The sequence below is a fragment of the Streptomyces sp. BoleA5 genome (genome assembly GCF_000373665.1).
Classification (GTDB): domain Bacteria; phylum Actinomycetota; class Actinomycetes; order Streptomycetales; family Streptomycetaceae; genus Actinacidiphila.
Genome location: NZ_KB892119.1, coordinates 19,708 through 43,139 on the forward strand (window position 1 = coordinate 19,708; position 23,432 = coordinate 43,139).

17 protein-coding genes are annotated in these 23,432 nt (G+C 72.0%); 12 read left to right on the forward strand and 5 right to left on the reverse strand.

Annotation, left to right across the window (positions count from 1 at the left end; genetic code table 11):
* The first annotated feature begins 299 nt into the window (after window positions 1–299).
* Window positions 300–1,274, forward strand: a complete 975-nt coding sequence (locus B085_RS0128410; protein WP_018562003.1) for a 2-dehydropantoate 2-reductase — start codon at window positions 300–302, stop codon at window positions 1,272–1,274.
* A gap of 365 nt (window positions 1,275–1,639) precedes the next feature.
* Entirely contained in the window at window positions 1,640–2,572 is a 933-nt protein-coding gene (locus B085_RS0128415) for a LysR family transcriptional regulator (protein ID WP_018562004.1), read from the forward strand.
* Here the strand turns inward: B085_RS0128415 and B085_RS0128420 are convergent.
* A complete protein-coding gene (locus tag B085_RS0128420) occupies window positions 2,565–4,205 on the reverse strand; it encodes a FadD7 family fatty acid--CoA ligase (RefSeq protein WP_018562005.1) in 1,641 nt (546 codons plus the stop codon). The genes B085_RS0128415 and B085_RS0128420 overlap by 8 nt on opposite strands.
* Window positions 4,206–4,463: 258 nt before the next feature.
* Between B085_RS0128420 and oxc the strand changes: the two genes are divergently transcribed.
* Entirely contained in the window at window positions 4,464–6,215 is a 1,752-nt protein-coding gene (gene oxc, locus B085_RS0128425) for an oxalyl-CoA decarboxylase (RefSeq protein WP_018562006.1), read from the forward strand.
* A 90-nt stretch (window positions 6,216–6,305) separates the two neighbouring features.
* Window positions 6,306–7,562, forward strand: coding sequence for a formyl-CoA transferase (gene frc, locus B085_RS0128430; protein ID WP_018562007.1), 1,257 nt, complete (start codon window positions 6,306–6,308; stop codon window positions 7,560–7,562).
* Window positions 7,563–7,734: 172 nt separating this feature from the next.
* On the opposite strand, the gene B085_RS0128435 is transcribed toward frc, so the two are convergent.
* On the reverse strand, window positions 7,735–8,181 hold the full coding sequence (locus B085_RS0128435) for a PAS domain S-box protein (RefSeq protein WP_018562008.1): 447 nt from the start codon (window positions 8,179–8,181) through the stop codon (window positions 7,735–7,737).
* Between the two features lie 772 nt (window positions 8,182–8,953).
* Here B085_RS0128435 and B085_RS0128440 point away from each other — a divergent pair.
* Together B085_RS0128440 and B085_RS45930 are read left to right on the forward strand one after the other, a co-directional pair.
* The gene (locus B085_RS0128440) at window positions 8,954–11,197 is read left to right on the forward strand and encodes a M4 family metallopeptidase (RefSeq protein ID WP_018562009.1); all 2,244 of its coding nucleotides are present in this window, start codon (window positions 8,954–8,956) and stop codon (window positions 11,195–11,197) included.
* A 136-nt stretch (window positions 11,198–11,333) separates the two neighbouring features.
* Window positions 11,334–13,769: a helicase-associated domain-containing protein gene (locus B085_RS45930; protein ID WP_018562010.1), complete on the forward strand. Its 2,436-nt coding sequence runs from the start codon at window positions 11,334–11,336 to the stop codon at window positions 13,767–13,769.
* Between the two features lie 33 nt (window positions 13,770–13,802).
* Here B085_RS45930 and B085_RS0128450 read toward each other — a convergent pair whose 3' ends face one another.
* Together B085_RS0128450 and B085_RS0128460 are read right to left on the reverse strand one after the other, a co-directional pair.
* On the reverse strand, window positions 13,803–14,240 hold the full coding sequence (locus B085_RS0128450; RefSeq protein ID WP_018562011.1) for a DUF2809 domain-containing protein: 438 nt from the start codon (window positions 14,238–14,240) through the stop codon (window positions 13,803–13,805).
* 916 nt (window positions 14,241–15,156) lie between these two features.
* Window positions 15,157–16,542, reverse strand: a complete 1,386-nt coding sequence (locus B085_RS0128460; RefSeq protein ID WP_018562013.1) for a dihydrolipoyl dehydrogenase family protein — start codon at window positions 16,540–16,542, stop codon at window positions 15,157–15,159.
* 66 nt (window positions 16,543–16,608) lie between these two features.
* Between B085_RS0128460 and B085_RS0128465 the strand changes: the two genes are divergently transcribed.
* The 6 genes from B085_RS0128465 (at window position 16,609) to B085_RS0128490 (ending at window position 22,612) form a co-directional block, all read left to right on the forward strand.
* A complete protein-coding gene (locus B085_RS0128465; RefSeq protein ID WP_018562014.1) occupies window positions 16,609–17,532 on the forward strand; it encodes an AraC family transcriptional regulator in 924 nt (307 codons plus the stop codon).
* Between the two features lie 171 nt (window positions 17,533–17,703).
* Window positions 17,704–18,363, forward strand: a complete 660-nt coding sequence (gene pnuC / locus B085_RS0128470; protein WP_018562015.1) for a nicotinamide riboside transporter PnuC — start codon at window positions 17,704–17,706, stop codon at window positions 18,361–18,363.
* Window positions 18,360–19,463, forward strand: a complete 1,104-nt coding sequence (locus B085_RS0128475) for an AAA family ATPase (RefSeq protein ID WP_018562016.1) — start codon at window positions 18,360–18,362, stop codon at window positions 19,461–19,463. The genes pnuC and B085_RS0128475 overlap by 4 nt, the downstream gene beginning before the upstream one ends.
* Before the next feature lie 630 nt (window positions 19,464–20,093).
* On the forward strand, window positions 20,094–21,002 hold the full coding sequence (locus tag B085_RS0128480) for a helix-turn-helix domain-containing protein (protein WP_158689845.1): 909 nt from the start codon (window positions 20,094–20,096) through the stop codon (window positions 21,000–21,002).
* A 212-nt stretch (window positions 21,003–21,214) separates the two neighbouring features.
* Window positions 21,215–21,640 carry a hypothetical protein gene (locus B085_RS0128485; protein WP_018562018.1) on the forward strand — a complete coding sequence of 142 codons (426 nt, stop codon included), beginning with the start codon at window positions 21,215–21,217 and terminating at the stop codon, window positions 21,638–21,640.
* 72 nt (window positions 21,641–21,712) lie between these two features.
* Window positions 21,713–22,612, forward strand: a complete 900-nt coding sequence (locus B085_RS0128490) for a hypothetical protein (protein ID WP_018562019.1) — start codon at window positions 21,713–21,715, stop codon at window positions 22,610–22,612.
* Between the two features lie 241 nt (window positions 22,613–22,853).
* Here the strand turns inward: B085_RS0128490 and B085_RS0128495 are convergent, their stop codons facing one another.
* On the reverse strand, window positions 22,854–23,033 hold the full coding sequence (locus B085_RS0128495) for a hypothetical protein (RefSeq protein ID WP_018562020.1): 180 nt from the start codon (window positions 23,031–23,033) through the stop codon (window positions 22,854–22,856).
* Window positions 23,034–23,432 lie beyond the last annotated feature (399 nt).

Consider the following 23,432-nt stretch of genomic DNA (forward strand, 5'->3'; position numbering starts at 1 on the left):
ATGTCCCGGCTCGTCTGCCGAGCCGTTGTCGGCACTGCGTGTTCCCCGGCCTCGTGGTGCGGCCGTGCGGGCCCGGGACCGCGTGTGCGGCGAAGCGTTCCCCTGCTTCGTGCTCGGTCAACCTGTCGGGAGCGGGTGTGACCCGGTTCATGACCCAGCGGGGCGCCGGAGACCTCTGACGCGGCGCCGGCCGGGATCATGTCCCGTTCCGGGCCGCGACTTTCCGTGATGGGGACTGTACATCCCCAGAGGGTACTGCATACAGTATTCATTCCCCCTTCGAATGGAGAGGAGTCGCCGTGAAAATCGCAGTCCTCGGAGCCGGTGCGATCGGCGCTTACGTGGGCGCGGCACTGCACCGTGGTGGCGCCGACGTGCACCTGATCGCCCGGGGTGAGCATCTTCAGGCGATACGGGCCGACGGAGTCCGGGTGAACAGCCCGCGCGGTGACTTCGTGGCCAAGCCGCACGCCACCGACGATCCGGAGGAGATCGGCCCCGTCGACTACGTCTTCCTGGGCCTGAAGGCACACTCCTACGCGACCTCCGGTCCGCTGATCTCCCCGCTGCTCGGTGAGAAGACCGCAGTGGTGGCCGGTCAGAACGGCATCCCCTGGTGGTACTTCCACAAGCTGACCGGCCCCTACGAGGGGCGGCGGATCGAGGCCGTCGACCCCGGCGGTGCCACCAGCGAGGTGCTGGCGCCCGAACGCGCCATCGGCTGCGTCGTCTACCCCGCGACGGTCATCGAGGCCCCCGGTGTCATCCGGCACCTGGAGGGCACCCGGTTCTCCATCGGAGAGCCGGGCGGCGGCGTGTCCGACCGGTGCACGGAACTGAGCGAGGCCATGATCGCCGGCGGTCTCAAGTGCCCGGTGGAGCCGAACCTGCGCGACGACATCTGGATCAAGCTGATGGGCAACGTCGCGTTCAACCCGATCAGCGCCCTCACCAGGGCGACCATGGTCGACATCTGCAAGCACCCGCACACCAGACGGCTGGTCACCCTGCTCATGGAGGAGACCCTCGACATCGCGGCCAGGGTCGGCAGCACCCCCGACATCTCGATCGAGAAGCGGCTTCGGGGCGCCGAGGGGGTGGGACACCACAAGACCTCGATGCTCCAGGACCTCGAGGCCGGCAAGCAACTGGAACTCGACGCCATCGTGACGGCCGTCGTGGAGATGGCCGACATCTCCGGCGCCGAAGCCCCCAACCTGCGGGCGGTCCACGCCGCCACCGACCTGCTGGCCCGCGGCGTCACCGCCGCATAGAAGAAAGGCCCCACCGCGCGGAGACCGGTTCCCGCCAGGCCCGGCCCGCGCTCACCCATCCCGACAGACCCGCGGCTCGCCGGCCCACCGCCGGACGGCCGCAGCACCACCTCCGGGGTCCGGTCCCGTCGCGGCGGCGACGTGACCGGGCTCCGGGCAGGGCCCGCGCCGCCTTCGCGGGCACGAACGAGGGCCGCGATCCGGCTCGGTAGGCTTTGCCCGGTCACACCGCAACCAGCTCGTCCGCCGTCGGCCGTCCGGGGACGTTCGCCACCCCGGGAGCGCCGAACCGCCGGCACCGACGGCGTTGCGACTCCAGCAGGACGTGCCGGCGGGGCCGCGGCCCAGGCAGAGAGGAGTCGTTCATGCTGTTCCGTCAGCTGGAGTACTTCGTGGCGGTGGCCAGGGAGCGGCACTTCGCCCGGGCGGCGGAGTCCTGCTACGTCTCGCAGCCCGCGCTCTCGGCGGCGATAGCCAAGCTCGAGCGGGAGCTGAACGTCACGCTGATCAACCGCGGCCACAACTACCAGGGCCTGACCCCCGAGGGCGAACGGCTGGTGGTCTGGGCCAAGCGGATCCTCGCCGAGCAGGAGGCCTTCAAGGCCGAGGTGGCCGCCGTCCAGTCGGGCATCACCGGCACCCTGCGGCTGGGCACCGAACCCACCGCGTCCACCACCCTCGTCCTGCCCGTCGCCGCGTTCTGCGCGGCGCACCCGCTGGCCAAGGTCCAGGTCCGCTCCCGGCTGTCGACCACCGAACTCCACCGCCAACTGCTCGCCTTCGAACTGGACGCCGCGATCGCGCACTTCGCCCCGCACGACCGCGAGAGCCTGCAGATGATGCCGCTGTACGAGGAGCGGTACATGCTCCTCGCCTCCAGCGACCAGCTGCTGCCGCAGACCGACACCATGAAGTGGGCGGACGCGGCCACGATGCCGCTCGCGCTGCTGACCCCCGACATGAGGATCCGGCAGGTCATCGACGACGCGTTCGCCGAGAGCGGGGTCGTGGTGACCCCGCAGGTCGAGACGGACTCGGTGGCCGCCCTGTACGCCAGCGTGGGCGCCGGCGCGTGCGCGAGCATCGTCCCGCACACCTGGCTGCGGGCGATGCCGCCGCTCGGCAGGATGCGGGCCGTCCGCCTGGTCGAACCCGACGCCAGGGCGCGGGTGTCGGTCGCCATCCACGCGGCGACCCCGGGTTCGGTCGCCGCGCGGGCCTTCATGAACGCCGCCGCCGGGCTGTCGCTGGACGAGTTCTTCGACCAGCCGCTGCCGGCGGAGCACCGCGTCAGGTGAGCCCCGGCCACACGGGGTCCCGTGCGTACAGCAGGTCCACCGCGGCCCGGTCCAGCCCGCCCTTCGCCGTGTGCGGGAGCGAGGTGACGATCCGGATCCGCTCGGGGACCTCGAAGGGGGCCAGGCGCCCGCGGCAGTACCGCCGCACCTCCTCGGCCCCGGGCGCCTCCGACCCGGGCCCCTCGGCCGGGGAGAGGACCACGGCGGCGCCGACCCGCTGCCCGTACGTCGCGTCGGGCACGGCGAACACCGCGGCCTCGGCCACCCCGGGACACCCGGCGAGGACGTCCTCGACGTGCTCGGGCGAGACCTTCTCGCCGCCGCGGATGATGATGTTCTTCAGGCGCCCGGTGAGGAACAGGTGGCCGTCCTCGTCGAGCGCGCCCAGGTCGCCGGTGCGGAACCAGCCGTCGACGAAGCCGTACGCGGTCTCGCCCGGGTTGCCGAGGTAGCCGCGGGCCACCGTCGGCCCGTGCACCCACACCTCGCCCTCGCCGCCGGGCGGGCAGGGCTTCCCGTCCGGGTCCAGCACCCGCAGCTCGACACCGGCCGGCCGGCCGACCGAACCGTGCTTGAGCGGCCCGTGCTGCGGCAGCGGCTCGCTCGTCGCCTGGTGCGCGGACTCCGTCATGCCGTACGCCGACAGCAGCGGCGCGCCGAGGGTGCGCTCCAGCGCCCGCTGGGTGGCCGTGTTCAGGGGCGCGCTGGAGCTGCGCAGGAACCTCAGCGCCGGCACCTGCGAGCCCGTGTCCGTGAGGTCCGTCGCCGCCCGCTCCAGGAGGATCTCGTGGATGGTCGGCACCGCGGTGAACCACGTGGCGCCCGCCGCGCGCATGTCGTCCCAGAAGGTGTGCGCCGAGAAGCGCCCGCGCGCGGGCAGCAGTACGCAGCCCCCGCTCGCCAGCGTCGACAGCAGGGCGGCGAACAGCCCGTGCCCGTGGAAGAACGGCATCGCCGCGACCGTGGCGTCCTCCGGACCGAGCTCGTACACGGCGCACACGCCGCGGACGGAGGCGGCCACCGCGCCGTGCGTCAGCGGGACCATCTTCGCCCGGTCGGTCGTCCCCGCGGTGAACAGCACCAGGGCGTCCTGCGCGGCGAGTTCGCCGGCCGCGCCCCCCGCGGCGGCCGGCGCGCCCGCGCCCGTGTCCAGCGCGGCCGTCACCGTCCCGGCGGGGGAGAGGTCCACCCGCAGCGTCCAGGCCGGGACACCGGGCCCCACGGCCGCCGGCGGGGCGCCGCCCGCGGTCGGGCCCAGCAGGACGGCCCGTACCCCCAGCGCCTCCAGCCCGGCCGTCATCCGCGGCTCGGGCAGCGCGGGGTCGACGGGCGCCACCACCAGCCCGGCGCGCGCCCCGCCCAGCAACGCCGCCACGAACTCGACGGTGTTGGCGCTGACGAGCCCGACCGCGTCCCCGGGGCGCAGCTCCGCGGCGGTCAGACGCGCGGCCACCGCGTCGGCCAGCTCGTCCAGGGCGCGGTAGGAGACCCGCGCGCGGTCGGCGCCCGTGATCAGCGCCGGTGCCTGGGGACGTCCCCGGGCGGGCCGGTCCAGGAGATCGGTGAGGCCCGTCAGCGCGGGCGGCCGGTATCGGCCGGGGTCGCGCACGGATGCTGCGGCCGGAACGGCCATGGCCGCACCTCCTCGCGCCGGGAATCTCTGATGAACCGTCCTCAGCGAGACTGCGCGGGGCGCCGAGCAACCGTCCAATACGCACTGGCGAACGGTCGATAGCGGGGGTCTATCAACCCACCTCAACGCCCCTGTGGCGTGCGTCGATAAACGCCGTCTATCGGCTGGTCGCCGATAGGTCTTGGACGCGGGCGAGCGGGCTGCGGATGGTGAGAGCAGCAGCCGCACGCATGACCTGCCCAAGGAGGACCTCGGACCATGACCGCCCCCTCACCACTGGAGACCGCGGCGAACGCCGACGCACCGGCCGAGCTCACCGACGGGTACCACCTGGTCGTCGACGCGCTCAAGATGAACGACGTCGACACCATCTACGGGGTGGTCGGCATCCCGATCACGGATCTGGCACGGCTCGCCCAGGCGCAGGGCATCCGCTACGTCGGCTTCCGCCACGAGAGCAACGCCGGACACGCGGCGGCCGCGGCCGGCTACCTCACCAAGAAGCCGGGCATCTGCCTGACCGTATCGGCCCCCGGCTTCCTCAACGGCCTGGTGGCGCTCGCGAACGCCACCACCAACTGCTTCCCGATGGTGCAGATCTCCGGCTCCAGCGAGCGCCACCTCGTCGACCTCAAGCAGGGCGACTACGAGGAGATGGACCAGCTCGCCGCCGCGCAGCCGTTCTGCAAGGCCGCGTACCGCATCAGCCGGGTCGAGGACATCGGCCGCGGTATCGCCCGCGCCCTGCGCACCGCAGTCTCCGGGCGCCCCGGCGGTGTCTATCTCGACATCCCCGCCGCGGTGCTCGGCTCCATCATGGACGCGCAGGACGGCGCGAAGACGCTGAGCCGTCTCGTCGACCCCGCCCCGCGCCAGCTGCCCGCCCCCGAGTCCGTGGACCGGGCGATCGAGCTGCTGGCCGGCGCGCGGCGGCCGCTGATCGTCCTCGGCAAGGGCGCGGCGTACGCGCAGGCGGACTCGCAGATCCGCGAGTTCGTCGAGTCCACCGGCATCCCGTACGTGCCGATGTCGATGGCGAAGGGCCTGCTGCCCGACAACCACCCGCAGTCCGCGGCCACCGCCCGCTCGCTGGCGCTGAAGAAGGCCGACGTCGTGATGCTGGTCGGCGCGCGCCTGAACTGGCTGCTGGCCCACGGCGAGGCACCGCAGTGGAACCCCGACGCGAAGTTCGTCCAGGTCGACATCGAGGCGAAGGAGATGGACAGCAACCAGCCCATCGCCGCCCCGCTCGTCGGTGACATCGAGTCGGTCGTAGAAGCCCTCATCGAGCGGACCAAGCCGGGCCAGATCGCGGCCCCCGCCGCCTGGCGTGAGGAGCTGGGCGCCCGCTCGGCGCAGAACGTCGCCAAGATGGCCGAGCGCCTGAAGGCCGACCCGCACCCGATGCAGTTCATGGGCGCGCTCAAGGCCGTGCGCGACGTCATCCGCGAGCGTCCCGAGGTCTACCTCGTCAACGAGGGCGCCAACGCCCTGGACATCGCGCGCAACGTCATCGACATGCACGTGCCGCGGCACCGCCTCGACAGCGGCACCTGGGGCGTCATGGGCATCGGCATGGGCTACGCGATCGCCGCCGCCGTCGAGAGCGGGCAGCCGGTCGTGGCCGTGGAGGGCGACAGCGCCTTCGGCTTCAGCGGGATGGAGATCGAGACGATCTGCCGCTACAACCTGCCCGTCGTCACGGTCATCATGAACAACGGCGGTGTCTACCGCGGCGACGACGTCAACCCCTACGACGACGCCCCGTCGCCGACGACGCTGATGTCCGCGGCCCGCCACGACGTGATGTTCGAGGCGTTCGGCGGCAAGGGCTACCGCGCGACCACCCCCGCGGAGGTCACCGCCGCCCTCACCGAGGCCCTCGCCTCGGGCGGCCCCGCCCTCATCGACTGCGTGATCGACCCCTCGGCGGGCACCGAGAGCGGCCACATCTCCCACCTCAACCCCAAGGGCATCACCGTCGGCAACATCGTGCCGGCCAAGAAGTGACGTCCGCGTACGGCGATCTCCCGAACCCCGAGGCACCGTTCCCCAGCACTGCCCACCCGCGCACCGCGAACAGACAAGAAGGAAGCAGCCATGAGTGAAAAGCCGCTCGCCGGGATCAAGGTGATCGACTTCACCGGGGTCCAGGCCGGCCCCGCGTGCACCCAGATGCTCGCCTGGTTCGGCGCCGACGTCATCAAGGTCGAGCGTCCCCAGGGCGGCGACGTGACCCGCAACCAGCTCCGCGACGACCCCGACCTCGACGCGCTGTACTTCACGATGCTCAACAGCAACAAGCGCTCGCTGGCGATCAACACCAAGACCCCCGAGGGCAAGGAGGTCATGGAGAAGCTGATCCGCGAGGCGGACATCCTGGTCGAGAACTTCGCGCCGGGCGCCATGGACCGCATGGGCCTGGGCTGGGAGCACATCCACGAGCTCAACCCGCGCCTGATCTTCGGCTCGGTCAAGGGCTTCAACGACGACTCGTCCTGGAACGACCTCAAGGTGTACGAGAACGTCGCCCAGGCCGCCGGCGGCGCCGCGTCCACCACCGGCTTCTGGGACGGCCCGCCGACCATCAGCGGCTCCGCCCTCGGCGACAGCAACACCGGCATGCACCTGATGATCGGCCTGCTCACGGCGATCATCCACCGCAACGCGACCGGTGTGGGCCAGAAGGTGTCGGTGTCCATGCAGGACGCCGTCCTCAACCTGACCCGCGTCAAGCTCCGCGACCAGCAGCGCCTGGAGAAGGTCGGCTACCTGGAGGAGTACCCGCAGTACCCGAACGGCGAGTTCGGCGACGCGGTGCCCCGCGGCGGCAACGCCGGCGGCGGCGGCCAGCCGGGCTGGATCCTGAAGTGCAAGGGCTGGGAGACCGACCCCAACGCCTACATCTACTTCACGGTCCAGGAGCAGAACTGGAAGCGGACGGCCGAGGCCATCGGCCACCCGGAGTGGGTCGACGACCCGGAGTACACCACCGCCAGGGCACGGCAGCCGCACATCTTCGAGATCTTCGGCGAGATCGAGAAGTGGCTGGCCGACAAGACCAAGTACGAGGCCGTCGACATCCTGCGCAAGTGGGAGGTGCCCTGCGCGCCCGTGCTCAGCATGAAGGAGCTGGCGGAGGACCCCGACATGCGCAAGAGCGGGACCATCGTCGAGGTCGAGCAGAAGGGCCGCGGCACCTACCTGACGGTCGGCAGCCCGATCAAGTTCTCCAACTTCAAGCCGGAGATCAAGGGCGCCCCGCTGCTCGGCGAGCACGGCAGCGAGGTCCTGGCGGACCTGGGTTACGACGCCAACGAGATCGCGGCCCTGCGCGACAAGCAGATCATCGTCTGACCAAGCCGTCGGCCCGGACAGTCCCACGGGTGCCCCGCGCGGTCCGTGCGCGCGGGGCGCCCGTGCCTCCGTACGAGCGGGCCCCGCGCCCGCGTACGGCGAAGCCCCCCGTGTCGTCCCGGCACGGGGGGCTTCCGCGTCGTCGCTCTTCGGCGTTCCTCGTGGTGGGGGGTCAGGCCGTCGTCGACTGCTCCGCCTTGGCGGCCGCCACCTTCTGGTACAGCTCCTTCTCGCGGGCCCGCCGCGCGGTGACGTCCCGGATCACCGCCCCGACGTAACCCGGCCGTCCCTCGGCGTCGTTCAGCAGCACCACGCTGAACTCGATCGACAGCTTCCGGCCGCCGGCGCCTACGGCGGGGACGTTGAGGAGGTCGTCGTCCCCGTACTTGGTGGTGCCGCTGGCCATGGACTTCTCGAAGCCGTCCCAGTGACGCTGTTGGTGCCGCTCGGGGATGATCACATCCAGGCTGCGGCCCATGACCTCGGCGGCCGGGAAACCGAAGATCCGCTCCGAACCGTGGTTCCAGTAGCGGATGAGTCCCTCGCGGTCGATGACGACCACACCGTCGGGTGCCTGCGCCGTCATGGCCAGCACTACCTCGGGGTCCAGGTCTTCCATGTCTCCTCCGGCCGTCGGTCGGTTGTATACAGGCGGACAGCATACAGTCGTCATGTCGGAGACGGCAGGGCCCCGGATGACGTGCCGTCCTTGCTGAAGCCGGCCGGAAGTTCCGATTCCGGCGGTGAGATTGGCCGGAACGCATCGGGCCGTCTCGTGCTGCGATGGCGCTCACTTCCCATGTGGGCGCGCCGGGCAAGCCGGTGGGGGCGGCGTCTTCGCGGGGGCCCCGCCCCCGCCGTCATTCGGCGCCGACCCGCCTGGCGCCGGTTCGAGGTGGCGGGAGCGGCTGCCGTGCCGAGGCCGCCGTCGCCCCGGCCGGTGCGCGGCTGACCAGCGAAGGTGCGCGCCCCGCGCGCCTGTGGCGCCTATGACGTACGCGCCCCGTGGCGCGCGCCGGGCGATGTCCGGAGCGTCTGGCCGGAGAGCGCCGGCCCCCGCGACGCGCCGCCTCCGAGGCCTATCTGACGGCATGTCATTGCTGCATCGGGCAGCCCCTGACCAGGCAGGCCCTCGATGTGTGACACCCCCGAACACGCCTCACCGGATTCCGGACAATGATCTCCGCGCTCCGTGACAGCGGATTCCGGCCACTGCAACCATCTGGGCTGTGTTCGGGCCACTTCAGGGGGCGAGGGCGGTTCCGACGCGGCCACCCCCTCACCCATGCCCGCATCGCCCCCTCTCATGAGGAGTCGCAGGAGTGTCCAGCGCTTTCCGCTCCACCCGAGCCGCGTCGTCCGCGGCCCGTCCGTCAGGGCGCAGACGCGCCGTGGCGACCACCACCGTCACCATGGCCACGCTCGTCGCGTCCGTCCTGGCGCTCCCCACCGCGGGCGCGCAGGAGAGCCCGCAGGGGACCGCAACGGCCGGCGCGTCCGGCGCGCGAAGCGTCGCGCTCAGCCCCGCGCAGCGCGGGCAGTTGCTCAGGGCCGCGGCCGGCACGAGCGCCGGTACGGCCGAGTCGCTGAAGCTGGGCGACCAGGAGAAGCTGATACCGAGGGACGTCGTCAAGGACGCCGACGGCACCGTGCACACGCGGTACGAACGCACCTTCGCCGGTCTCCCCGTCCTCGGCGGCGACCTCGTGGTGCACGAGCGGGCCGGCACCCGGACGGTCACCAAGGCGTCCGCCGCGCGGCTCACGGTCCCGACGACCGAACCCGCGCTCGCGGCGGCGAAAGCACGGAAGTCGGCCCTGGACATCGCCGGCCGGGAGGAGACCCGCAAGGCCGCGGTAGACGGCGCTCCGCGCCTGGTGGTCTGGATGGCGTCCGGCAAGCCGACGCTGGCCTGGGAGTCCGTCGTCACCGGCGTCCAGAAGGACGGCACCCCCAGCCGCCTCCAAGTGGTCACCGACGCGAAGACCGGCAAGCAGCTCTCGAGCGTGGAGCAGATCCACGCGGGTACGGGCACCGGCCAGCACAACGGCAGCGTGCGCATCGGCACGACGCGCAACGGCGACGTCTTCGAGCTGGTCGACGGCGAGCGCGGCGGCAACGCGGCGTACGACTACGACACCCGCGAGGTCATGACGGACGCCGACGACGTCTGGGGCGACGGCACACCGGCCGACCGCCAGACGGCCGCCGTGGACGCGGCCTACGGCGCCCAGCAGACCTGGGACTTCTTCCGGTCCCGCTACGGCCGCTCCGGCATCGCGGGCGACGGCGTCGGAGCGCGCTCGTACGTCCACGTCGGCGACCGGTACGTCAACGCGTACTGGGACGACGAGTGCTTCTGCATGAACTACGGCGACGGCGAGGACAACGCCCGTCCGCTGACGGCCCTGGACGTCGCCGGCCACGAGATGACGCACGGCATCACCTCGGCCACCGCGGGCCTGATCTACAGCGGCGAGTCCGGCGGCCTCAACGAGGCCACCAGCGACATCATGGGCACCGCGGTGGAGTTCTTCACCGACAGCCCCAAGGACGTCCCGGACTACCTCATCGCCGAGAAGGTCGACGTCTACGGCACCGGCGTACCGCTGCGCTACATGGACCAGCCGTCCAAGGACGACGTGGGCTACGGCGCCTCCCAGGACTACTGGACCACCGGCACCAAGTACCTGGACCCGCACCAGAGCTCGGGACCGGCGAACCACTTCTTCTACCTGCTCTCCGAGGGCAGCGGCAAGAAGACGATCAACGGCGTCCGCTACGACAGCCCGACCTTCGACGGCAAGGCCGTCTCCGGCATCGGCCGCGAGTCGGCCACGGACATCTGGTACCGCGCGCTGACCGTCTACATGACCAGCACGACGGACTTCGCTGGCGCGCGCACCGCCACGCTCCAGGCCGCGGCCGACCTCTACGGCATGGGCAGCGGGAAGTACGAGGCGGTCGGCAACGCCTGGGCCGCCGTCAAGGTCGGCTACCGCTTCGTCGACCACATCGCGGTCGACAGCACCGACCCGCGGCGGACGGCGACCGGCCAGCAGGTGACCTGGCAGATCAAGGCGCAGAGCTCCCGCCCGGGCGCCCTCACCTACTCCGCCAAGGGCCTCCCGCGCGGCATGTCGATCAACGCCGCGACCGGCCTGGTCTCCGGGACCCCGGTCAAGGGCGGCGAGTTCCGGCCCGCGATCACCGTCAAGGACGCGGCGGGCAACTGCCGTACCGTCCACTACCAGTGGACCGTACTGGCCTCCGGCGGCGACGTCTTCGTCAACCCGAACCGGTACGACATCCCCAACTGGGCGGTGATCGAGAGCCCGCTCACGGTCAGCGGCCGCAAGGGCGACGCCCCCGCCGACCTCAAGGTGACGGTCGACCTCTACGCCGTCCACGTCGGCTTCTATGTCATCGACCTGGTCAGCGAGGACGGCCGGGTGATCCCGGTGAAGGGCTGGTCGCAGGGCCCCGTCGCGATCCCGGAACTGCACCAGACGTTCACCGTCGACGCCTCCGCGATCCCGGCCAACGGCACCTGGAAGCTGCGGGTCAGGGACAACACCCCCGGCAACTTCATCGTGCTCCCCGGCTACCTCGACACCTGGCGCCTGGGCTTCTGAGCCCGTCCCCGCGGGGCGCGGCCCCACGGCACGGCGGCAGGCTGTGCCGTGGGGCGGCGCCGGTTCGTTCACCCGCCGGGCCTGAGATTGTCCCGGGCCTCACCGGGGTCGACTCGCCTTGTTCTAGGCTCGCAGGGTGAATGCGCGCACCGCCCTGGAGAAATGGCTCGCCGGACTCACCGCCGAGCGCCTGACCGTCCTGCTGGAGGAGCGCGGACTGCCGCGTGCCGCCGGCTACACGCCGCTCACCACGTTCCGGCAACTCTCGGAGTACCTCCTCACCGACGACTCGGTGGACCGGGCCGTCGCCGCGGGGACGGGAGGCGACGCGCAGCTGCTGGCGTGCGTGGCGGCCCGGGCGCTGGAGACGCACGGGCCGGTGCCCGCGGCTGAGCAGCAGGCGTACGCCTGGCGCCCCGCGCCGCCGCCGGTGGACCCCTACACCCGGCTGGTGCCCGAGGCGGAGGTGCTGGACTGGCTCGAACAGGGCGGCACGCCAAAAGAGTCGACCGTTCGGGCACTGGAACGGCTGCGGGACCGGGCGCTGCTGCTCCCCGCTCCGCGCGGCCAGTTGGCGCTGCCGTCGATCCTGCACGCGTCGGCGGCCCGCATGGACGGCTACGGCAGGCCGGCCGACCTGCTGTTCACACAGGCCTACAACGCGCCGGAGATCAAACGGATCGCCGCCGCCCTCGGTATCGAGCACCGCACCCGCGCGGACGCGCAGACGGCGATCCGTGCCGTGCTCCAGGACCCCGGCCGGGTACGGGAACTGGTGGCCACCGCCCCGGCGGCGTCCCACGAGCTGCTCGCCCACATGCTGCAGGGACCGCCGCTGCTGCGTACGCACTGCTTCGTCTCCCGGTCCGGCGGCTACGCCGGGCCGGACAGCAAGTACACGTTCCGCGAGGGCGGGAGCGGGGACGAGGGCACCGACTGGCTCGCGGAACACGGCATGGTGGTGCCGGTCGGTACGGATCTGGTGGAACTGCCGTACGAGGTGGGCCACGCGCTGCGCGGGGAGCAGCCCGCGCCCGCGCCGAGCCTGGACCCGGAACCCCTGACGTGCGTGGCGCCGCTGCCCCGCGACTGGGCGGGCCGGGGCGCGGTGGCGGCAGGGGCCGCCGCATGGCGCGCGGAACTGGTGCTGCGCGAACTGGCCGCGCACCCCGTGGCGGTGCGCAAGGCGGGCGGCATCGCGGTCCGCGACACCAGGAGGCTCGCCAAGGCGGCGGGGACGAGCGAGGAACACACCCGGTTGTGGCTCGACCTGGCGGTGAACGCAGGCCTCGCCGCCCCCCTGGCCGACGAGGCTGAGCCCGCCGCTCGCGGCCGGGGACGCAGGCGACCTGCCGCGCCGCCGCGGCCGGCGCGGCTGCTGCCCAGCGAGCGCTACGACGTGTGGGCCGCGGCCACCCCCGCCGGGAAGCTGCTGCCGCTGGTCGCCGCCTGGGCCGTCGTCCCCGAGGTGTTCACGTACTGGCCGGAGGAGGACGAGACCCCGGTCGCGCTGATCAGCCCCCAGGACCCGTACGCGGTGCCGCTGCGGCACGGCGTGCTGCAGGCGCTGGCCACGGTGCCGGACGGGTACGGGCTGACCGCCGGGGACGACGGCCACGGCGAACTCCTCGAAGGGGCCGTCTGGTTCCGGCCGGTGCTGATGACGCCCTACGACGACGAGGACCTGGAAGGGCGGCTCGAAGCCACGCTGGCCGAGGCGGAGCTGCTCGGCCTGGTGGCCCACGGCGCGCTCACCGAAGCCGGCCGGGCGGTCGCCGGCCTCCTGGACGCCGGGGCCGCACGCCACTATCCGGCCGTGCCCGGCGCGGACGCCGACCCGGCGGCAGGCGGCGCCGACCGGCTGGGGGAGGGCCTGGCCGAACGCCCGGCCCTGGCGAAGGCGGTGGCCGCGCTGCGCGAGGCCCTGCGCTCGACGCTGCCCGCACCCAGCACCACGGCCCGGTTCCAGGCCGACTCGACGGCGACGGTTACCGGCACCCCCGCCCCGGAGTTGGCGGCACTGCTGTCCGCGGTCGGCGACATCGAGTCCGAGGGGCACGCCGTGGTCTGGCGCATCACGCCCGCCTCGCTGCGCCGGGCCTTCGACGCGGGGTGGGACGCCGACGAGATCCTCGATCGCCTGACCGCCGTGGCGCACCAGGGAACCGAGCTGCCGCAGCCGTTGGCGTACACGGTCAAGGACGTCGCCCGAAGCCACGGGCGGCTGCGCGTGGTGCGTTCGGCGTGCTGCATCCGCTCCGAGGACACGGCACTGATCGAGGAGGTCGCCCGGGCGCGCGGTCTGGCCAAACTGGGCCTGCGGAAGATCGCGCCGACGGTGCTGATCTCCACGGCGGCGCCGGACGAGACGCTCGCCGCCCTGCGCGCGGCCGGCTACGCCCCGGCCCTGGAGGCGGAGACCGGTACCACCGTGCTGGAACGCGTACCGGAGGAGCGGTCGCGGCCGATGGTGCCCACGCTCGATCAGGCACATCCGCAGTACGGCGAGCCGGTGCGCGGCATCCCCTCCTCGGCACGGGAGTTGGCGGCCCGGCTTGTGGAGGGGCGCTGAGCGGTCGGCCCCTGGCCCGGTGCGCGGAGCGTGTCAGCCGCGCACGGAAGCCCGTCGTCCGGGGAAGGAGCGCATCGCGGCGTGAAGGAGCCCGCCCACGGCGGCGCCGACGGCGTACCAGAGCAGGTCCGGCGCGTTGAAGGTGGAACCGAGCACGAGGCGGGCGATGCCGCTGCGCTGCGAGAGCTCGGCCGGGATGTCGCTGAGCTGCAGGAACTCGACGGCGCAACTGAACACCAGGGCGCTCACGGCGGCCGTCAGGGGCGTGACCCGCGGGGCCAGCAGGACGACGAGCGCGAGGACCAGCACGGTGTACAGCGCGTCGCCGCCGTACTTGGCCACGCTCCCCTCCGCCACCGCCCGCAGCGCCAGCCCCGCGCCGACGGTCAGAACCGAGGCCATGGCCGCGACCGGACGGGTGGCGGGTACCGGGTCGGCGGTGCGTTCACGGGTTCGGGAGAGGAGGAGCACGTGGGCATTGTGCCGGACGCGCGCTGTGCGCCGTGCGCAGCGGGCGTGCCGCTGCGCAGGCTCGTGCTCCGGGTGCTCACCGGTCCTTCGGCGAGAGGAAGGAACGGACGAGCCGGCGGATCAGCTCCGCCGCGATCAGGGCCGGCAGCGTCGGTACCGCGATGTGGACGTCGATCCGGATACGCGGGGCGAGCACGCATCCCAGGATCAGCGCGACCAGGACGGCGACGATCGCTGTGGGCAGACGGACACCGTGACTTCTCGGACGGGATTCTTCGGTGGGTGAGTGTCGTGTGTGCGTGTCAGGCGGCACGCCGAGGGACCTCCCATGCTCGTCGCCACTCGCTCGGCCCCGGGAAACTCACCGTGGGTTGCAGCCCGACGGCGAGGGGCCTCCATGTGCAGAGTGGAGGCCCCGGCGGGCGCGGTCCACCCGGAATACGGAATCGGTCCGGAGGGCGAGGGGAGCGTGTACGAAATCCGGACAACCATGGCACGCGGATTTCCGTGAGGCCGCCTCGTACCGCCTGGTCACAGGCCCGGACAGCTGAAGAATGAATGTGTTGCGGCCATTCTTGGGGCGGCATCGCATCGCAAAGGTATTGCCTTTACGATGCCGAACTGCTGCCATAGTCCTCGAGACCACGACGAAATCCGGTTCGCCGGATCTTATCCCGTGCAGCGCCCGGGTCGGGTGCCCCTGGGGTATGGGTGGTCTCTTTGGCTGACCCCGGCCGTTGCCACTCGCACCAGGGGACAGGGCCGGGTTCTGTTGCAGCGGAGTCGGCCCGATCGTGCCGACGCCGCGCACGCGTCGCGTCGCGTGCGCGCGCCGGTCTTGGTTGTTTCCGGGGACCTTGCCGCCGCTTGCTCGCGACTCCGTGCCCGGGCGGGTGTCCGCCGCGGGTCGGGACGGTCAGGGGAGAACCTTGTCGAAGACCTCGTTGAGGGCCTCGGTCGAGCTCGGGTGGGTGTAGATCGCGTCGCGGAGCTGCGTGGCCGTGATGTGGTGCCGCATCGCCAGCGCGACGGTGTTGATGATCTCCTGCGCGTCGATGCTGAGCAGGGCGGCCCCGAGGATCAGATCGGTGTCCGGGTCCACGATGAACTTCATGACGCCGCGGGTCTCCTCGACCGTGTAGGCGCGGGGCATGGCCACGATGTCCGCGACCTTCTCCCGTGAGACCTTGACGTCCAGCCCCTGCGCGCGTGCCTGGCTCTCGGTGAGTCCCACCGTGGCGAGCGGCGGCGTGATGAACAGGGTGTGGGGTACCGCCCTGCGATCGCCCGTGGTGCGCTTGCCCTCACCCAGGAGCTGGTCCAGCACGATGCGCGCGTCGTCCAGCGAGATGTAGGTGAACTGCTCGCCGCCGTTGACGTCGCCGAGTGCGTAGATGTGCGGCTGGCTGCTGCGCAGGTACTCGTCGACCACGATCGCGCCCTTCGGCGCGGTGCGGACGCCGGCGGCATCGAGCCGCAGGCCGTCCGTGACGGGACGGCGTCCGGTGGCGGGCAGCAGCGCGGAGGCCTCGACGGTGTGGGTCCGCCCGTCCTTCTCGTAGACGACGGTCGAGACGGCGCCGCCGTCACGCACCTCGGTGACGTTCGCGCCGGTGACGACGCGGATGCCGTCGCCGGTGAGGATCTCCTCGACGGCCCCGGCGATGTCCTCGTCCTCCCGCGGCAGGAGCCGGTCGGCCGCTTCGAGGACCGTCACGTCGCTGCCGAAGCGCCGGTAGATCCCCGCGAACTCCAGGCCGAGGTATCCGCCTCCCAGGACCACGAGACGCTCGGGCAGGTTCCGCGTGCGGGTGAGCTCCGTGCTGGACACCAGGTGGGAACTGGCCGCGAGGCCGGGAACCGGCGGGATCACCGGCTCCGACCCGGTGTTGACCAGGATCGTGGGGGCGGTGACGGTGATGACGTCCGGTCCCTCGCCGACGGCGACGGTGTGCGGATCGACGAACCGGGCCGTGCCGGTGATGACCGTCGCGGTGTCCCTGCCGTTGAGGGCCTCGAAGTTGCCGGCGCGGAAGGCGCTGGTCAGCGCGCGGACGCCGGCGACCGAGCGGGCGAAGAACTCCTGCGCGTCGTCCGCCAGGCGTTTGGCGCCGGCGTAGTGGACGAGCATCTTCGTCGGAACGCAGCCGACGTTCGGGCAGGTCCCGCCGTACATGTTCTCGGACCGCTCGACCAGGACCACGCGTCGGCCGGCCTCGGCGAGCGCGTGAGCGGCGGTCTTGCCTCCCTTGCCGAAGCCGATGACCAGGACGTCCGCGGTGAGTGCTGTGGTGATCTCCATGCGTCGAGTCTGCGGCGGGGCCACCGGTGCCTCGAGCGTCTCACCGTCCTGCCCGAAAGTCTCACCGTGGACTCAGTCAGCCGACTGCTGCGTCTGGCCCGGCTCAGGGCCGACCTCGACAAGCGCTGCCTGCTCGGGGCCGGCACCAGGATGGAGGTGCCGGCTCACGGCGAGCTGGAGGCGCCCTTCCACGTGCTGCTGGAAGGCACCTGCCGGCTGCAGGTGGGCACGGTCCTGCTCGACCTGCGCCCCGGAGACGTGGTGATGATCCCGAGCGGCGCCCCGCACCGGGTGATCACCGACGGCGGGGGCGGCCAGGTGGGGACGGCGGAGACGGCCGGCGAGGTGTTCGCGACCACGCGCAGCGAGCACGGCGCGGAGCCCGTCATCGACCTGTTCTGCGGGCACTACACCTTCGACGCCGGAACGGGCGCACTGCTGTTCGCGAGCCTGCCCGACCCCGTGCACGTCTCCTTCGGTCAGTCGCCGGAGAGCGACGAGGTGCTGCGCATGCTCAGCGCCCTGATGCGCGGTGAGGCGCGACGTGAGGGCGAGGGCACCGCGGCGATCCTCTCCGCCCTGTGCACCGTGCTGCTCGCGATGGTGCTGCGCACCGCGCGGGGCGACGCCACACGGACCACCCTGTGGACCGCGGCGGCCGACGGCCGCATCGCGGCGGCCGTGGAAGGCATGCTCGACGACCCCGGAGCCGACTGGACGATCGAACGCCTCAGCCGCACGGCCGCCATGTCCCGTGCCACCTTCCTGCGCCACTTCACCTGGGAGACGGGGACGACCGTGGGCGCCTTCCTCACCCGGGCCCGGCTGATGGCGGCAGCGGAACTGCTCACGACCACCGATGCGACCGTCGCGTCCGTCGCCGGCCAGGTCGGCTACTACTCCGAGTCCGCGTTCTCGCGGGCCTTCCGGGCCCACCTCGGCACGACGCCGGCCCGCTTCCGGCGCGACAGCTCGCCGCGCGGGGTGTGACGGGTCGGACGTGACCGTGCGGCGGCCCAAGGCCCAAGGCCCAAGGCCCGAGGCCTGAGGCCCGGGGTCCGAGGCCCGGGGTCCGTCCCGTGCCCCCGCGCCGCGGTAATTCCCTTGCCTCGCCGCACCCTCCCCGTTATCGTCAAGGTGACATTTAAAGGAGGTCGCCGCGTGGCTCTCGCGGACTTGCTCGCCCCTCTCCAGCAACCGCTGTTCACCCTCCTGGACACCCCCGTCAGCTGGGTGGAGGTCCTCGGATTCGGCAGCGGAGCGCTCTGCGTATGGCTCGTGGCCCGCCGGCACATCGCCAACTGGCCCGTCGGCATCGCCAACAACCTCTTCTTCATCCTGCTGTTCGGCGGCGCCGGACTCTACGCCGACGCCGCCCTGCAGGTCGTCTACGTGGTGCTCGCGGTGTACGGCTGGTGGTCATGGGCCGCCGGGGGACCGGCCGCCGGACGGCTCGCCGTCAGCCGCACGGACCGGCGCACCTGGGCGGTGCTGGCCCCGGCGACGGCGGTCGCCACCGTGCTCCTGGCCGTCCTGCTGGACCGGGTCACCGACTCCACCGTGCCCTTCTGGGACGCGCTCACCACCGCGCTGTCGCTGGCCGCCACCTACGGCCAGTGCCGGAAGAAGATCGAGTCCTGGTACCTGTGGATCGCCGCCGACCTCGTCTACATCCCGCTCTACGCCTACAAGGGCCTCTACCTCACCTCGCTCCTCTACGCCGGCTTCCTGCTGCTGTGCCTGGCAGGCCTGCGCGGCTGGCGGGCCGAGGCGGCATCCCGTACGGACGGCCCGGCCGCCCGGGTGGAGGTCGTGGCGTGAGCGAGTTCGACCACGGGCTGGTGCTCGGCAAGTTCTACCCGCCGCACGCCGGCCACCACCACCTCGTCCGCAGCGCCGCCGCGCGGTGCCGCAGACTCACCGTGCTGGTCTGCGCCTCCGCCGTGGAGTCCGTCCCGCTCGCCGAACGCGTCGCCTGGATGCGCGAGGTGCACCCGGAGTCGGCCATCGACATCGTCGGCGCCGTGGACGACATACCCGTCGACTACACCGACCCCGCCGTCTGGGACGCCCACATGGCGATCTTCCGGACCGCCGTCCCGGAGCCCGTCGACGCCGTCTTCACCTCCGAGCCGTACGGGGAGGAACTCGCCTGCCGCTTCGGCGCGGTGCCGGTGACGGTGGACCTGCGCCGTACGGCACACCCCGTTTCCGGCACCGCCGTCCGAGAGGACCCCGTCGCCTGCTGGCACCACCTGGCCGCACCGGTACGGGCGGCCCTGGCCCGCCGGGTCGTGGTCGTCGGCGCGGAGTCGACCGGTACCACCACCATGGCCCGCGCCCTCGCGGAGCACTACCGGGCACGCGGCGGGGTGTGGGAGGCGACGCGCTGGGTGCCCGAGTACGGGCGCACCTTCAGCGAGGAGAAGTACGCGCGGTTGCTCGAGACCCGTCCGGACGCCACGTTCGACGAAGTCACCTGGGAATCGGACGAGTTCGAGGTCATCGCGGAGCGCCAACTCGCCGAGGAGGACGCCGCCGCGCGGGCCGGGTCACCGGTCCTGTTCTGCGACACCGACGCCATGGCCACGACCATCTGGCACGAGCGCTACATGGGCGGCCGCAACCCCCGCGTGGAGGCCGTCGCGGCCCGGGGCAGGCAGCACCTGTGGCTGCTGACCGACGACGCCGGGGTGCCCTTCGAGGACGACGGGCTGCGCGACGGTGAGCACCTGCGCTCCTGGATGACCGGCCGCTTCCGCACCGAACTCGACCGCCGCGGCCTGCCGTACGCGGTGCTCACCGGCCCGCACGAGCAGAGGCTGCGGAAGGCCGTGGCGGCCGTGGAGGCACTGCTGGCCCGCGGATGGGGGTTCACCGCCCCGCTGCCGGAGCGGGTGAGGTACAACGCGCCGGAGTGACCCGGGCGACGGCGACCCGCTGGATCGGTGTTCGGAGCGGCGGGACCGGAATCGGCGGCGAGGACCGGCCCGTCCGGTGGCACGCGCCGACGGGCTGACCCGCGGGCGGGACACGGGACTCGACCGTCGAGCGGGTTCACTCGCTGCCCGCGGGTTCCCTCGACGACCCGGTACGGATGGCGGTGAAGGTGCTGTCCGCGAGGCGCCCGTTCATGGCATCATCGGCACTCGCCACGCTGACTTCACGGGGGAGAAGATCATGGCGGAGCAGGCTGGTCCACGTCGCGCGCCCAACCGGGCCGCCGGTGCCGTCGGAGGCGGCGTGGCCGCGCTGAGCATGACCGACCCGCGCAGGCCGCCCGCTCCCGCGTAGTCCGCCCCGGTGCGGCACTTGGGTGACTGAGTGCCCAGCGCCACACAAAAGAGGGCCGGAGTGGCGGCCGCACCCCGCATCCCGGCTCGCTCACGATGAGGCGTTTTCGGTCAAGCCGAGAGTTGCCTGGCTTGGCCATGCCAAAACATGCGCTACGGAATCCGTCAGCCGGATCATCCCTGGGGGGTAAGGGAATGGAAACAAGGGTCAGTACGCGCGTCTTACCGCGCCACGAGCGCTTCGACTTCTGGCAGGAGATGGTCGAGCGAATCGTGGCGCCCTTTGAGATCCACAGTGACCATACGGCGGAGTTCGACGCCACCATTCATGCGGTCGAGGCCGGCCCGCTGCTGGTGGCGTCCTTCGATCAGCCCGGTCTCGAGGCCAGGCGCACCGCACGGCTGATCCGCCGGTCGGACCCCGACGTCTATCACCTGGGGCTGATCACACGGGGGACGGCCTGGCTCGTGCAGGGCGACCGGTCGGCAGTGTTACCGGCGGGGACCCTGGTGCTCGTCGACTCCTCACGTCCGTACACCAATGTGCTGAGGGCAGAGTCCGGCAACGTGCGGGGCCTGACCGTGAGCATCCCCCGGGGGCTGCTGCCCGTGTCCGCGAGAGCCGCGGAGTCACTACTGGCCACGCCGATGTCCGGGCGGACTGGGACCGGTGCGCTGACAGCGGCCCACCTGAGCGGTCTCCTGGCCCACGCGGGCCAGTACAGCCCCCTGGACACCGCCCGCCTGGCAACCGTCAGCCTGGACTTGATCTCCGCCCTCCTCTCCCAGCGCCTGGACTTCCGGCAACCCTCCCAAGCTTCGGACACCCGGGTGCTCTTCGAGCGCGCCCTCGCCTACATCCAGCACCACCTCGGCGATCCCGCTCTCACCCCCGGGCGCATCGCCGCGGCACACAACGTGTCTCCTCGCACGTTGGAACGCCTCTTCCGAACCCACGAAACCACCCCTGCCGCGTGGATCCGGACCCGCCGCCTGGACCGCTGCCGACGCGACCTCTCCGACCCCCTGCTGCGTGAACGCCCCATCCACGCCACGGCCGCCCGCTGGGGTTTCGCCAGCCCGGCAAATTTCACCCGCACCTTCCGCGCCGCCTATGGCATCAGTCCCCGCGAGTGGCAGCAGCTCACTGCGGTTCCGGAGGCATGACGCGAACCGTCAATGCCCTGTCGCCACAGGACAATGCCTTCGTGTCCCGCACCCGGCAAGCTCGAACCCGCCACCGAACCACGGGGACACACCGGCGACGCGCCGGACGCCAACAGCGTCAGCTGTGGAGGACTGTCCCGAGGGGGCACCGCGAAGCACACCCGGGTGGGCGGACGACGTCCACCCGAGACAACACGTGAACTGGGGGATCCATGAACCGAGCCATCGTCTCCGGCGCCCTTGCGCTGGTCTCCGCCGCGGCCTGCCTGGTGCTCGCTCCTGCCGCGTCCGCAGCGCCGCAGGCCTGCGTGACGTCGACGCTCAACACCGGGTACGAGGCCCAGGGCACCATCACCGCCGTCAAGTCGTCCACGAGCTCGTGCAGCGACCTCAACCTCACCTACACCGACGACAAGTCGGCGGACAACTACGACTACTACGCCGGCCGCCTGCGCCGCTCCTCCGACGGCAGCTGGTTCACCTGCTCCAGGGGATACAGGACCGACGTCAAGGTCTACGACGGGAACCACAGCGTCAGCGACCCCTTCTTCTTCCTGTGCACCGACGTCGCCGACGGCACCCGCTTCGGGGTCGCGAGCTGGCTGGACAGCGGCGACACGGTCAAGATCACTCACTGACCCCTAGTCCGCGCCTCGCCGGGGTGCCGCCTCTCGGCGGCCCCCGGCCACCGGAGGAGAGGAGCGACCCGGATGATCCGTCCAGCGAGCCCGTACCGATTCGTGGCCCGCGTCGTCGCGGCGGCCGCCGTCGCCCTGTCCGCTGCCGCCTGCTCGACCGGGCCCGGCCCGTCGGGCAGCGCGCCGGTCGCCCACGCCGTCCCCGCCCGCCTCACCCACAGCCTGCCGGACGATCCCGTACGCATGCTCTTCCCCGCGACCGGCGCCGAAACCCGCTGGACCCAGGGCATGGACGTCCTTCGGCAGCAGGCATCGCGTTACGCGGCGGCCTCTTGCGCGCGCGACGCCGGAATCAGCCTGCCCGAACAGATGCCGGTCGCCTTCATCCCCTTCGGAGACATCCCCGACCTGGACTTCATCGACCGGCACGGATTCGGCCAGAGCGCCGAGGTGCCGGCCCCCGCCGCCGGCCCGCTCACGGCCCGCTCCGGCAATCCCGCCGTCACCCGATCCGCCGACCCGGCCGCGATACGCCGCTGCAGCGGCGCAGGCTCCGCAGCCGCCCGCCGGACTCGCGAAGCCTTCGCCCCGCTTCAGGAGGAGTGGTTCCGCGAACTCGCCTCGCTGCGCCGCGACCCTGCCACCATCCGGGCCCTGGGCGCCCTGCCCGGCTGCCTCGCCGGACACGGTTTCCACGTCCACGACGAGGACGCGTTCTTCGGGCTCGTAGACTCCCGCCTGCTCACCGCCGACACCACCGACCTGCCGCGCGTGAACCGCGAACTCGGCCACGCCTACGCCTCCTGCATGCGCCCGGTCGAGGCCGTTCGCGAACCGGCTCGTCTGCGCCTGCGCACACGCTTCGTGGACGAGCACGCCGACCAGATCCGCGAGCTGCGAAAGACGCTCGTCCCCTCACTCCGCGGCACCGAGGAAGAGTACGGCCTGCGCCTCTCCTTTCCCGCGCCCTGACCAGCCGGCAGTAGTAAGCGGAAGTGTCGTCGTGGTGGTGTGGGGAGACGAACACCGTTGGTCTTTCCGGCCCTGCAGCCAGGTGGGATGCGGTCGGGGGAGTAGGCCAGGATGCGGGTGAACAGGCCGCCGTTCGCCACATCGAGGCCGAGCGCGCGAGAGGCGCCGTCTCCGATTGCGGCGATCGCGACGCCGGACGGGGCCGCGAGCCCTTGCGCCAGGACGGTCACGTACAAGGTGTTCACAGGACGGCGGAGTTGACGGCTGTCAGCACCCGGCCTCGCCGACCTGAGGGCGTCAGTCTCCTGGTCCGCCGGATGAGACCGAACGGCCGGATCAGGAAGAAGCTCGCCTCGTTCGAACTGAAGACGGGCTGGACGTGCTCCGTCATCGCGACGAACATCCGGTACATGTGGGGCATCGCCGGTTCCCACCAGCGGCGGCGGCTCGACGCTCGCCCCCGCGACCACGCCGTGGCGGAGCCTCGGACACGACCTCGACTGCTGGGTTCGCCTGCTCGCCCTGCACGACCAAGACGACCTGGAGCGTGCCGCACCGGACACGATGCGCTACCGGCGCTACCACCTGCCCGCCTGACTCGCGGCCCGCGCCCGGTGCCGCCGGCTGCGGATCGTACGCACCTCGCCCCGGGCCGAAGCGTTCGTCCTCGTCTGGCGCCGCCTGACCGAGCTTGTGACTGCCACCTGACGGCCGGCACCCGTCCCAACCATCAGGAAGGAGAGCAACCCCGGGCCAGTGGAACCCGGCGTCCCCGCAACGTCAAGCTCACGCCGGCTCCCCATAGCCCGTCGACAGGTGT

Excerpts from the sequence above, each read along its gene's own strand:
- B085_RS0128480 (WP_158689845.1), top strand. The coding sequence starts at position 20,094 with ATGGTCGAGCGAATCGTGGCGCCCTTTGAGATCCACAGTGACCATACG.
- B085_RS0128485 (WP_018562018.1), top strand. The coding sequence starts at position 21,215 with ATGAACCGAGCCATCGTCTCCGGCGCCCTTGCGCTGGTCTCCGCCGCG.
- B085_RS0128490 (WP_018562019.1), top strand. The coding sequence starts at position 21,713 with ATGATCCGTCCAGCGAGCCCGTACCGATTCGTGGCCCGCGTCGTCGCG.
- B085_RS0128495 (WP_018562020.1), bottom strand. The coding sequence starts at position 23,033 with ATGCCCCACATGTACCGGATGTTCGTCGCGATGACGGAGCACGTCCAG.
- oxc (WP_018562006.1), top strand. The coding sequence starts at position 4,464 with ATGACCGCCCCCTCACCACTGGAGACCGCGGCGAACGCCGACGCACCG.
- B085_RS0128420 (WP_018562005.1), bottom strand. The coding sequence starts at position 4,205 with ATGGCCGTTCCGGCCGCAGCATCCGTGCGCGACCCCGGCCGATACCGG.
- frc (WP_018562007.1), top strand. The coding sequence starts at position 6,306 with ATGAGTGAAAAGCCGCTCGCCGGGATCAAGGTGATCGACTTCACCGGG.
- B085_RS0128460 (WP_018562013.1), bottom strand. The coding sequence starts at position 16,542 with ATGGAGATCACCACAGCACTCACCGCGGACGTCCTGGTCATCGGCTTC.
- B085_RS0128435 (WP_018562008.1), bottom strand. The coding sequence starts at position 8,181 with ATGGAAGACCTGGACCCCGAGGTAGTGCTGGCCATGACGGCGCAGGCA.
- B085_RS0128415 (WP_018562004.1), top strand. The coding sequence starts at position 1,640 with ATGCTGTTCCGTCAGCTGGAGTACTTCGTGGCGGTGGCCAGGGAGCGG.